At 45.4% G+C, this 10,991-nt stretch carries 12 protein-coding genes; 5 read left to right on the top strand and 7 right to left on the bottom strand.

The genetic code is table 11. The annotated features are described in order from the left end of the window. Together B157_RS37700 and B157_RS0124870 are read right to left on the bottom strand one after the other, a co-directional pair. Window positions 1–242: transposase family protein (locus tag B157_RS37700; RefSeq protein ID WP_020606025.1), on the bottom strand; the 242-nt coding region annotated here is incomplete at its 3' end. A 271-nt stretch (window positions 243–513) separates the two neighbouring features. After that, complete coding sequence (locus tag B157_RS0124870; protein WP_020606024.1) at window positions 514–1,524, bottom strand: IS110 family RNA-guided transposase; 1,011 nt, start codon at window positions 1,522–1,524, stop codon at window positions 514–516. A 764-nt stretch (window positions 1,525–2,288) separates the two neighbouring features. Here B157_RS0124870 and B157_RS0124860 point away from each other — a divergent pair. Genes B157_RS0124860 through B157_RS0124845 form a run of 4 tightly spaced genes read left to right on the top strand, consistent with a single transcriptional unit; the run spans window position 2,289 to window position 6,536 of the window. Beyond that, window positions 2,289–2,654: a PAS domain-containing protein gene (locus B157_RS0124860; protein ID WP_020606023.1), complete on the top strand. Its 366-nt coding sequence runs from the start codon at window positions 2,289–2,291 to the stop codon at window positions 2,652–2,654. Window positions 2,655–2,660: 6 nt separating this feature from the next. Then, on the top strand, window positions 2,661–3,887 hold the full coding sequence (locus B157_RS0124855; RefSeq protein ID WP_020606022.1) for a sensor histidine kinase: 1,227 nt from the start codon (window positions 2,661–2,663) through the stop codon (window positions 3,885–3,887). A 17-nt stretch (window positions 3,888–3,904) separates the two neighbouring features. Then, window positions 3,905–5,458: a hybrid sensor histidine kinase/response regulator gene (locus B157_RS0124850; RefSeq protein ID WP_020606021.1), complete on the top strand. Its 1,554-nt coding sequence runs from the start codon at window positions 3,905–3,907 to the stop codon at window positions 5,456–5,458. Between the two features lie 4 nt (window positions 5,459–5,462). Then, entirely contained in the window at window positions 5,463–6,536 is a 1,074-nt protein-coding gene (locus B157_RS0124845; RefSeq protein ID WP_020606020.1) for an AMP-binding protein, read from the top strand. A 184-nt stretch (window positions 6,537–6,720) separates the two neighbouring features. On the opposite strand, the gene B157_RS0124840 is transcribed toward B157_RS0124845, so the two are convergent. Beyond that, window positions 6,721–7,065 (bottom strand): hypothetical protein, encoded by a 345-nt coding sequence (locus B157_RS0124840; protein WP_026308955.1) that lies wholly within the window; start codon window positions 7,063–7,065, stop codon window positions 6,721–6,723. 106 nt (window positions 7,066–7,171) lie between these two features. On the opposite strand from B157_RS0124840, the gene B157_RS0124835 reads away from it, so the two are divergent. Continuing rightward, window positions 7,172–7,966, top strand: a complete 795-nt coding sequence (locus B157_RS0124835) for an NIPSNAP family protein (protein WP_020606019.1) — start codon at window positions 7,172–7,174, stop codon at window positions 7,964–7,966. Window positions 7,967–8,076: 110 nt separating this feature from the next. Here the strand turns inward: B157_RS0124835 and B157_RS0124830 are convergent, their stop codons facing one another. From B157_RS0124830 to B157_RS0124815, 4 genes are all read right to left on the bottom strand, one after another. Then, window positions 8,077–8,376, bottom strand: coding sequence for a hypothetical protein (locus B157_RS0124830; protein WP_020606018.1), 300 nt, complete (start codon window positions 8,374–8,376; stop codon window positions 8,077–8,079). Window positions 8,377–8,545: 169 nt separating this feature from the next. Beyond that, the gene (locus B157_RS0124825; protein WP_020606017.1) at window positions 8,546–8,983 is read right to left on the bottom strand and encodes a hypothetical protein; all 438 of its coding nucleotides are present in this window, start codon (window positions 8,981–8,983) and stop codon (window positions 8,546–8,548) included. A 248-nt stretch (window positions 8,984–9,231) separates the two neighbouring features. Further along, complete coding sequence (locus B157_RS40315; RefSeq protein WP_020606016.1) at window positions 9,232–10,203, bottom strand: helix-turn-helix domain-containing protein; 972 nt, start codon at window positions 10,201–10,203, stop codon at window positions 9,232–9,234. 381 nt (window positions 10,204–10,584) lie between these two features. Then, window positions 10,585–10,941 (bottom strand): hypothetical protein, encoded by a 357-nt coding sequence (locus B157_RS0124815; protein ID WP_020606015.1) that lies wholly within the window; start codon window positions 10,939–10,941, stop codon window positions 10,585–10,587. Between the last annotated feature and the right edge of the window lie 50 nt (window positions 10,942–10,991).

The raw sequence follows: 10,991 nt of genomic DNA, 5'->3' as shown, positions 1-10,991 counted from the left end.
TTTTTATCCAGGAATTTGAGGACTCTGTTAAATGTGTCATGCGATGGAATGCCATTAGGTAGGCTTAAGAAAGTGCGCAGGAAAGTTTCTTTCTGGCGGCCATAGAGGGCAATTTCTTCACAGTCATCGGCTCCACAAATGACCGCTAACAAGGTGATTACCAAAATATCAAGTAACAGATGACGTTTACGTCGATTTAATCGAAAGTCCGGTACGTCGGCAAAGAAAGTAGTCCAATCCATGCCACAAAGATCGGTACGGCACGGAAAAGCTCCATTTTAATGCGTTTAACCTGACAAGGAATCGAATTAAGTGAAAAACGATAGCGTGGACCTGATGGAGCCTGTGATGGTAAGCGTTTTCGCAAGGAAGGATGTACACTTAGCTTGACTTTTTACGTACGCTAGTTCAAGCTATGCCCTTTAGGGCAAGACTTTAGTTGCTACTCAATTTTGGTAATTTTACTTGATGAAGCAGCAACGGTCTGGTAGTCATCGCTCCGATTTCTATGGATTAAGCAAGAGCTGGCTTATAATTTTTGTCATATTTTTCACCCCGGCGCACAACGGCACAAACGCGATGAATCAACTTGTTACGAGCCGCATTAATGATAAGCATCTTCGGCTTACCCTCTTTAAGTTTGCGAGCATAATAATCCTGAAGATCACCCGCCACCTGGATAGCCGACATGGTGCCCAGGTGGACCAACGCCTTCAGGCGTTTACGGGCCTGATGACTCACTTTAGTTTTACCGCGTATGCTACTGCCAGAACGATACTCAAAAGGGGCTACTCCGGCATGACAAGCTAACTTCTTAGGATCGCTGATGGTTTGCATCTCGTTGGTGGCCAGCAGTAGCTCAGTAGCAATAACGGGGCCAACACCTGGGACGGAAACCATCAGATCAAACAACTCTTTCAGGCGAGTATCCGCCTGGATGAGGTCATGAATTTGCGTTTCGACGGCTTTCTGTTCCTCTTTGAGAGCCGCAAGAGACTTTTCGACGTTTCCCTTGAGGGTCTTTTGGAGGGCTTTGTTGACAAAGGTTTCTTGCTCGGTCACGGGTACAGCCAGTAAGTTGTATGCCTGATTGAGCCGTTGGCGAGTTGCACTCAGAAAGGCCAGCTTCTGGATAACCTCCCGGGGAGGTGTCCACAGCCGTATCTGATCGCGGAACCGATAAGCGTATTGGGCGATCCGCTGGGCGTCAACTTTATCGGTTTTGCCCCGCTGCATCCCCCCAGCCTGCTTAATTTGCAAGGACGACTCCAGCCAAATTGACAAATTCAACTCGTGCAAGTACTCCAATAAGTGGGCATTGTAAATACCGGTGTGTTCTTGACAGAATACAGCCTGAGCAGGATTCCACTCCGGCAAGACTTTAAATTGGGTCAATGCGGATTTGATCCCTTTAAGGGTGTTGTCGGTCTGGATGCTCAGGATCACACCCTTTTGCTGGGTATAGACGGCCCAATCCAGCGTGTCTTTAGAAATGTCGATACCTACAAAAAAGCAAAAGTCCATGTTGCTGATTAGTTTGAGTAAATCGTCAACTCCTTACTTTTACTCGAACCCTTTTGTGGGCCACGAACCCTATTTCCTATCCGAGTCTTAGGCAGGAAAACAGAGAGGGACCTGAATCGGAGCATAGGTCTAGGGCCTCGGCGACCCGGTAGGGTAGCCCTCTCTGGTTGACTACTGGCAAAAGACCAAATCACGGAAAATTACCAGCCCACAAACCTAAAGGGCGGCCCGGCCGCATCTGTCCACTTTCGGTTGACGATATACAGGTCCAAAGTGGCTAAAAGCTTCTCTTTTCACCAATATTTAGAAGCTGTTTGAATTAATCGCTTTGGCCCGAAAGTGCATCTTTTGGCGATAGGCCGCGTTACTTTTTTCGCCCGTAGCTACGGCTACGAACTCAAAAAGTGCCTCGCCTACCACCAAAATCTACTAATTTCTGTCTCAAATCGCTAACTCAAACAGCTTCTTGTCCACTTTTGGCTGAGAAAGTAAAGTAACGTACCGTGCTAATTATAGTAATCATTATTTACCAGTATTGACTTAACAGAAACTTTGTTTACCTTTTAGGTGAATTTTTATACCAATCATTAAACAAAATAAAGATGCGATATATTTACCATTGACTACATATTCACTTTTTATAGTAGTCACTAAGGTTTCCTGAGACATGCCAGCTACGAATGTTTTCAGGCACACACCCGGCTACTTGAGGTACGTAGTGTAGCCGCTTTTTCAAAACAAACCCATTGAATTGATCTCCTTACATGTTACAGTACACATTTTCCGAAGCCGGTCTGGGCCAACTACTCAATCAGCTAAGTGATTCCAGTCTGGATGAACTTCCATTTGGTGTTGTCAAAATGGATTTAACCGGCAAGGTTCTTGCTTATAATAAAGCCGAGAGCAGGATTACCGGCGTAGCGCCTGAGCAGGCGATTGGTAAGCATTTCTTCTCACAGATTGCTCCCTGTACAAATAATTTTATGGTCGCTTCCCGGTATGAACAGCCCTCGTTAGATGAGGAACTCGATTACATCTTCACCTATGTGACAACGCCCACCCGGGTGCGGTTGCGTTTGATGCGTACCTCAGACAGTTCCTATCAGTATTTACTGGCAAAGAGCCTGTAACCACCGATGGAACCTAAAACGGACTCCGGCTACCAGACCCTGCTTTCCATCATTCACCAGACGCCGGTGGGCGTCATTGAGATGGATCAGCAAGGACAGATTCGCCAAATGAATGCCAGGGGAGTTCAGTTGTTAATGCCTTTTTTCATTCAGTCGGGTCTGGTGGGAGACAATTTATTGCTGCTGTTTGATCGGTTTGCTCCGCAGATTCGTGCCTCACTAGCTACATCTACTCCATCGCTTCATCCTATAGTTAACCAGGAGCGGTTTATTTTTCATCTGCTCCAGAACAATGTTGAGGTGGAACGCCATTTCTGGATTACCATTACTAAGCAGGTGCTGGATTCATTCACGGTTTTTTTTGATGACATCACCGAACGGTATGAGCAGGAACAACTATTTCAACAGGTAGTGCTGGAAAAGGCCGTTCAGCAAGGTAAATTCGAAATTGCCTCTGGTGTACTACACGATGTTGGTAACGCGGTTGTTGCGTTTGGTTCTTATGTGACCCGTGTAAGGCGGCAACTTGACGGAACAGATGCCCATCATCTGCAGAATTTGGTGTCGTTCTTCGAAAAAAGCCAACCCGCCCTGGCGTCAACTCTGGGGGAAAACAAAGCCGGGGCTATTGTTACGCTATTGGCAGGGATTCTCACGAATCAAAAAAACAGAGAAGACGAAACCCGCAAAGCATTAAATGAACAAATCAGAATCATTACGCACATCCAGGAAATTATTACCATCCAACGTCAGTATATCCGGGATGGAGAAAGCAGAGAACGCCCCAAGGTTTCTGTTCAAACCATTTTGAACGATTGCCTGGCCATGCAACTCGCTTTATTCGATAACCGTCATGTCCAGGTAGCGCTCCGGTTTCAGACCGATTACACCCAAATTTCGGGAGATCGCACCAAGCTCATGCAGGTGTTTCTGAATTTGCTAAAAAATAGCCACGAGTCGCTTGAACGACAGGGTTCAGTAGATAAACGGATCGGGATTGACGTAACCAGCGACAACCAGTTCTTAACGGTTCGTATCACGGATAATGGTGCAGGATTCGAGCCTGCTGTTGCTGAAACACTCTTCGAAAAAGGCGTTTCTTCCAAGCCCGAAAAATCCGGACTAGGATTAGCCAACTGCCGGAGCATCATTGAAAGTCATGCTGGTTACCTTACCCTAACCAGCCCTGGGCCTGGTCAGGGTGCTACTACGCTTGTTACTTTTCCACTTTAACCACAAAATGCTCTTTTATGAATAACCGCATATTGATTATTGACGACGAAGAAATCGTACGTGACGACATAGAGGAAATTCTCTCGCCCCGCAAATCGACCCATTCGGACCTGTCTAAAGTAGCCAGTATGCTATTCGATTCTGACGAGGAAATCCTGATCAGTCCCCCAACCAGTAGGTTACCTTCTTTTTCGATAACGAAAGCGTCGAACGGACGAGAAGGCTTCGATAAAGTAATCCGCTCGCTCCAGGAGAATACACCGTTTGCAGCTATCTTCCTGGATATGCGGATGCCAGGCTGGGATGGCCTCGAAACAGCCGTGAACATTCGGGAGCACGATATGCGGGTAGAAATCATCTTTCTCACCGCCTTCAGTGACCGATCCATTGACGATATCGTTCAAAAGGCAGGTGAAAATGTAGGGTACCACTGCAAACCGTACGCTTCGGAAGAGATTATCCAACTGGCCACAAAAGCCGTTACCGATTACAATCGAATTCGGGACCTGGAACAGTTACTATTGGTGGTGGCTACCATTAGCACCACGGAGTACAACCTGAATACACTACTTCAGAATATTCTTACCCAATTAGTTGGGTATCTGAATACGGATAGCGCGCTACTGGGTAAACTCCATGACGATGGCCGGTACGACAAACTGTTTTCAATCGGGAGTTTGCTGAATGAAATTAATCTCAACCAACTTATTCACCGAATTCATTCGGTTCCGTCTAATAAATATGAGGTGATTCAACTGGAGGAGATGGTGTTTGTCAGGATGGACACCTATTCAATTTTTGCTCTTTTACTGAAGGGGCAAACGTTGCGGACGGATAAGTTGTACCTGCTCAAACTATTTGTGCAGAATGCAACGATTGCTATCCAGAGTGCTGAATTGCATGAGAAGCTTCTCCAGAAGGAAAAATTATCCGCTATTGGCCAGGCAATGAGTATGGTGATGCACGACCTGCGAGCGCCCATTGGTAATATAAAAATGTTGACCTACATGGTTCGTGAGTTTGGCATGGATAAAGAGACGCTGGATTCATTTGATAAATTTGGGGATCAGGCACTTGCGATCATGAATGACTTTCTGGATTTTATCCGGGAAGCACCTATACAAAAAAAGCCAGTAGCGCTGAATTTTCTGGTTGCGGATTGTATTGCCGATATGCAGAAAGAAGAAAGAGATTTCGCCATTCAATATGATGTACAGATGCCAGACCAGCTGACGGTTATGGGCGATGAGAGTAAACTGAAGCGGATCATCCTGAACCTAATCAATAATTCGAGGGAGGTGCTTCAGAGCACAGCGACCCCATTTCCTAAAATCAGCATTGTTGCTCATGACACAGCCATGAACCTGATGCTCCAAATCCGGGACAATGGGCCGGGTATTCCTGAGGAAATTGAGACTACCCTTTTTGAGCCTTTTATTACGAGTCGCAAAGCCAACGGGACTGGTCTGGGTCTTGCTATTGTGAAGCAATTTGTCACGGCGCATTCGGGCAGCATCGTTGTCCATTCGGAGGGAGGAGCCATTTTTGACATTACGTTGCCACTTACATAAGCGAATGATCTGGAACGAGCACAACATTCGGCGGATTATTCTGGACATGGCCGCTCAGCTTCAAAAAGTACCTGTTAGTGCCCTGGCAGTCCAGGCTACTTACCCCATTGACCTAAACCGTGATCTGGGAATGGATTCGCTTTCCCAGATGCTCTTGGCGGCACAGGTCAATGAATTTTTTGGTGTTTTTCAAACCAGCGTCGAAAATTATCTGCTTACCGATTCGATACTGGATCATTGGGTCATGAAAATTATCCATGTGCGCCTGGAAAAAGATAGTACGGTTGTATTCCGGACATCGGGCACCAGTGGTAACCCGAAGCGGGTTTCTCACTTGATGGATTTTCTACTTCGGGAAGCTTGTGTATTGCAGGAGTTGCTGCCCCGCCCAACCCAGGTATTCAGTACGGTGCCCTCAAACCACATGTATGGGTTCCTGTATACGGTAGTTTTACCATCCCTTTGGGCGGTTCCCGTACGTTCTTTGGCGGAGTTAAACACCACCACCCTAACGACTGATTCCCTGATTATTGGTACGCCGTTTACCTGGGAGTATGTATATCGAACGCTGGGAGGGTTAGGGTCAATTGCTTGCCATGGGGTGAGTTCTACGGCTCCTTTATCCAGCAGGTTGTTTTCTGAACTGACGGAAGCCGGTATTGAATTAGTCGATGTTTATGGATCCAGCGATACAGGAGGCCTTGCTTTTCGTAAATCTCCCGATGCCCCGTTTCTCTTATTTCCGCACGTATCCATGATGGGAGATCAAGAAGTAGGCTCGATGCCGGATCGGATCGAACGCATCTCGGAACGGGAAATTCGGGTAGTTGGACGTTTTGATGGAGCTATTCAAATTGGGGGAGTCAACATCTACCCCAAGCACATTCAGCAACTGATGGTCAGTTGCCCATTGGTGGCTGAGTGCGATTTATACGCCAAGTCGGTCGATGGTCAACCTCAATTATTTTGCGCCATTCAATTACGTACTCGGACTGATCAGACCAAACAGGCTTGCTTGACTTGGTTTAAGGAAAATCTGAGTGCGCCTGAGATTCCGCGCAACATCCAATTTTATTGACTGTATGCTACTGATTTACTGTACACAGAAATCAGTAGCATACGACCTGTATATCGGTAAAGCCCAACAAAATTTCAATAGTAGAAGTATCCATATCTGTAATTTAGAGACAATTCACTAAAGAGTCGGAAGAACCTTTTATCGTTGCTCATGTTGTTCTTACCCCTGTACAAAGCCAAAACACTTAGCAGGTTGGTCTGTTGGAACCGATTTGCCAACAATTACCCGCGCGGGCGGCCCCGTCAAAACAGGTCTTCTTCTGCGTCCAGTCTCGTAAATAGCCCCCATCCACGCCCATAACGAGTGTGCCTTCGGCCTCAGTTACTGCACTTTGGCTGACAAAAGGGCCTGCTGCGTTGGTTAAGGGGGCAACGCTTAATTGACTATCGACTTGACGAGCGACTTGTCCCAAATGATTTCGGATGGAAGCGGCATTGAGTTTTTGATCAACAGGTAAAACTTCTTTAAGCAACGCAGCCGTTTGCGAATAAGATAGCAATGCTGCCCATTTTGTTTCCAGATAAAGCATTTTCGGCGCAGTACGCTGAGTTGATCGTGTCCTGATAATTGTAAGGGCACGAAAAGATGGGTAGTTTTACCTGTTCAATAAATTAACCGTTTAAGTCAAAAATATCATGTTGAAAACTAGCTTACTCTGCTTGTTTGTTTTCCTTCAATCGTTTTTTCTATACGCATTCAATCCATTGGCCGGTAGGGAGTTCTACGAGTTGAAAGTGTATCATTTCAAGACTGCCGATCAGGAACAGAAACTGGATAATTTCCTTCAGAAAGCCTACCTGCCTGCTCTGCATAGAATTGGAATAGCTAAAGTTGGCGTTTTTAAACCCATCGTGAACCCCGCAACACCGGCGGCTACTGAGGATCGCCTGCTTTATGTGTTTATTCCTTTTCGTTCGCGTGATGACTTTTTTAAGTTGGAAGATAAACTCGCCAAAGACAACCAGTTTCAATCCGATGGCAAAGAGTACCTGGATGCACTCTATAATACGCCACCGTATGACCGAATGGAAACAATTCTGTTAAATGCCTTCGAGAAGAGTCCGCACTTCAATCTGCCCGCTTTAAGCGGTACCCCCAAAGACCGCGTTTATGAACTAAGAAGTTATGAGGGCCACACCGAAAAAATCTCCAAGAACAAGATCGATATGTTTAATCAGGGCGACGAAATAGGCCTTTTCAAGCGGCTGGGGTTCAATGCTGTTTTTTACGCAGAAGTCGTAGCGGGTAGCCGTATGCCTAATTTAATGTACCTGACGACCTTTGAAAACAAGGCATCTCGGGATGCTCACTGGGACGCATTTGGTAAGGATGAGTATTGGAAAAAGCTTTCGGCCATGCCAAACTATCAAAAAAACGTATCGAAAAACGATACCCGATTTTTATATCCAACGGACTATTCTGACATATAAAAGATCGCCTAACAGTGTATGGTCATCGCTGGCTTGAGAAAGTATTTTCAGCCAGCGGTGAACACACACTGGGGTTCTCGTTGCAAACGGATACTGTTGGCGAATTCAGTTTAGGTCGCTATCTGAGGCATCAAACGGATAAAGGCAGCCTGACGAGTTTTGGCTAAGGGTACTTCGTTCAGCCAATCCACTATCCGATACAGATTGATCGCCGTCGCGATAAAAATATACTCTAAATGCGTTTTAGCCAGACCCACATAACGTGAACGGCGTAGTCCAAAGCTACGAACCGCGAGAGGTTGCCGCATCGGCGGACCGTCAACATTCCGGGAAAATGTTTCATCAGCCAGTGGTAAAACTCTAATTTTAAGTACGTTAGGGGGGGCGGATGGGATTTCTCTGAGCGTCATGAGGGAGTAAAGTGAAACGGAGGATTATTTGAACGGCTTCAGCGATGGCGGTTACTAGCATAACCCATTCATTGACAGCAAAATAACGAGTTCACAAAATAATATCAGCTATCCTTTTCTACATTGGTTGTAAATTAATTGTGTTATGATAAAATAATCCCCAGCAGCGTTACTGCCAAGGGGGTTTAGCCGACTCATCCGAGTATTCATCTTCAGATGTATCCATCAGGTCAACAAGCCAAAATATATCCGGGTCCGAAGGCAAGTCAGAATGATCGTCGATACTTTCCCGTTCCCTATCCAGATTCATGACCAGCATCCAGCCAGCTACGCCCCTGGCCCTTTCATAAGCCGGTTTCAGCTTATTATTGATTTGCTGCTCACGACTCAAACCTGGTACCTTTTCATCGCTGGTGGAGTCGTAGCGTTCACAGTGCCAGAAGTAATGTTGCTGAAAGTGGGAATAGAAGCCAAGTCGAATCCCCATCATCTTTGTACCCAGTAACAGCACATATTGCTCATCCATTGTTTCTGGTAGCTCGGGCGGGGGCACCAGAGCCGGGTACCATTTGCCTACTTCAATGTCGGTCCCTTCAACTAGATTCATTTTAGCAGCGTAAAACTTGCGGGTATAATGTAACCAATTCTTAATCAATCAGGCTACTCTATAGGATTACAACACCCGGCTTGGTGCATGTCAGTAAAATTGATTTCTTTCAGACCAATCTCTACTACACAATATCATTAAAGAGTTACTTTATTCACGCTTTTCCATCTGTTGTCTACCTAGTTCACTCAACGTAACTAAACAGCTATTCCCAATAAGTGCCCTACAGGTATCTGGCATTCTAGGACTTAATCGTTGTACTTGCTTTGTACATCATATTCGACGGCCAGGAAATGGGTTATCTCTCCTTGCTCATTGCCCAGAGGTTCAATCCGTAAGTGACATTCATAGTGTTCCCCATTATTACGATAGTTTAATACCTCGGCCTCTACCGTCTGGACTTCATTTAAGTGTTTGCGAATGAATTGTAATATGATCGGATCAGTACTAGGCCCCTGTAAAAAATGAGGTGTTTTCCCTAACACATCAATTGGATTGTAACCGGTCAATACCAAAAAGCTACGACTTGTCCATAGAATTGTTTTCTCCAGGTTAGTTAACACTAAGATGTACCCCTGGCTAAGTGATCGGTGATAATAGTGCTGCTGTCGCCTACTTAGGAACCAGGAAAATGACTCACTGAATTGGTCAAAATAATGTATTTCATTGTGTTCCGCTTTCCGATACTGGCTTCTGAGGTTCTTAAAGAAGGAAGGGGTTAAGCCGGTGACTTTTTTAAACTGGTTTGATAAATGCGCGGTACTGCTATAATTTAGATGGTAGGCTATTTGCGCAAGATTCTGTTCATCATACAAGAGCAGTTCTTTCACCTTCTCAATCCGTTGAACGATAAAGTATTGCTCAATAGTGGTTCCCGTCACCTCAGAAAAAAGGTTAGATAAGTAGGTATAATCATAGTCGAGTTCTTGACTGATATAATGTGAATTTTTTAGGTTGCGTGATTGGTCCGTATTCTGGACTAGGTCAAGGATAAGCATTTTTATTTTTTCAACCAGAATAGCTTTTTTATTCTCCATTAATTCAAGGCCCACGACCAATAAAGCGATTTTTAATTGGTCCTGCTGCTGAGTTGTCATAGCCTCTTTGAGCTCGACTTCACCTAGTTCAACGACGATGTAGGGTATCCCAAGTTGATCTAAGGTTGCCTGCACAATTAACTTACAGCGTCTGGTGACCATGTATTTGATAAAAATTTTCATGTTAGTATCTATACAGATGAGGGGCGAGCATAAATAGGAACCAGTAAATGTTAAAGGGTTGACGACCAAATCAATCCAATTACACTCGCAGTTCCATGTAAGCCAAATTACTGTATTTGGCTTGCTTTGATTGATTGACCGCCCGGCGGCCCGGTGAGTTTATTGCCGAGAAAACAGGCTCAAATGCTATCAATTTGTTAAGCTTTGGTCAAGTAAAGAAATCGAACCTTTTCTTTACCGACCTGCGTAACACATTGATTTTCTGTAGAATTATCTTTGATGGAACATTCGCTTCGGCGATCCGATCGTACGAATGTGGGCCACCCCCCATAGATGAATCATACCAGCATCAGGACTACGAGAGGAAATGGCTTGGATTGGCTAAATGCTCAGTGTGAAGGTGATCACCCTTAACCCGCCATCAATCGAACGATCCTGAACCAGTAGTCCCGAATCTTCGTCATATAAGCGATCGCCGACCTGCGGTAATATGCCAAACGTGTCATGGAAATCCCGGATACTCTGGAAGCACGTCCGCAGTCGGTCATGACACGTATCAACGATCACCGGATCGTCGTACCAGCGCGTAATTTTAGAGAGCTTCTTGACCTGATGTAGGTACTTTTCCGAGAGCAGGAAATGAATCTGCCACTTCTCAATGGACCAATCAGGCTGCGCGATCGTTTCCATGATGGAGGGAGTACGTACCGGTACATTTAGCGAGTTATCGAGTTTCATACTAGTATTGATTGATGGGTGAATAAGCTGTATTTTCCCTATCAGCTGAC

Source organism: Spirosoma spitsbergense DSM 19989 (genome assembly GCF_000374085.1).
Lineage (GTDB): Bacteria > Bacteroidota > Bacteroidia > Cytophagales > Spirosomataceae > Spirosoma > Spirosoma spitsbergense.
Note: the sequence above shows the minus strand (reverse complement) of the source record. Positions and strands in the feature narration are given on the sequence as shown.

What these genes read in the sequence shown, in the direction of transcription:
- B157_RS0124870 (WP_020606024.1), bottom strand. Translation starts at nt 1,524, where the DNA reads ATGGACTTTTGCTTTTTTGTAGGTATCGACATTTCTAAAGACACGCTG.
- B157_RS0124860 (WP_020606023.1), top strand. Translation starts at nt 2,289, where the DNA reads ATGTTACAGTACACATTTTCCGAAGCCGGTCTGGGCCAACTACTCAAT.
- B157_RS0124855 (WP_020606022.1), top strand. Translation starts at nt 2,661, where the DNA reads ATGGAACCTAAAACGGACTCCGGCTACCAGACCCTGCTTTCCATCATT.
- B157_RS0124850 (WP_020606021.1), top strand. Translation starts at nt 3,905, where the DNA reads ATGAATAACCGCATATTGATTATTGACGACGAAGAAATCGTACGTGAC.
- B157_RS0124845 (WP_020606020.1), top strand. Translation starts at nt 5,463, where the DNA reads ATGATCTGGAACGAGCACAACATTCGGCGGATTATTCTGGACATGGCC.
- B157_RS0124840 (WP_026308955.1), bottom strand. Translation starts at nt 7,065, where the DNA reads ATGCTTTATCTGGAAACAAAATGGGCAGCATTGCTATCTTATTCGCAA.
- B157_RS0124835 (WP_020606019.1), top strand. Translation starts at nt 7,172, where the DNA reads ATGTTGAAAACTAGCTTACTCTGCTTGTTTGTTTTCCTTCAATCGTTT.
- B157_RS0124830 (WP_020606018.1), bottom strand. Translation starts at nt 8,376, where the DNA reads ATGACGCTCAGAGAAATCCCATCCGCCCCCCCTAACGTACTTAAAATT.
- B157_RS0124825 (WP_020606017.1), bottom strand. Translation starts at nt 8,983, where the DNA reads ATGAATCTAGTTGAAGGGACCGACATTGAAGTAGGCAAATGGTACCCG.
- B157_RS40315 (WP_020606016.1), bottom strand. Translation starts at nt 10,203, where the DNA reads ATGAAAATTTTTATCAAATACATGGTCACCAGACGCTGTAAGTTAATT.
- B157_RS0124815 (WP_020606015.1), bottom strand. Translation starts at nt 10,941, where the DNA reads ATGAAACTCGATAACTCGCTAAATGTACCGGTACGTACTCCCTCCATC.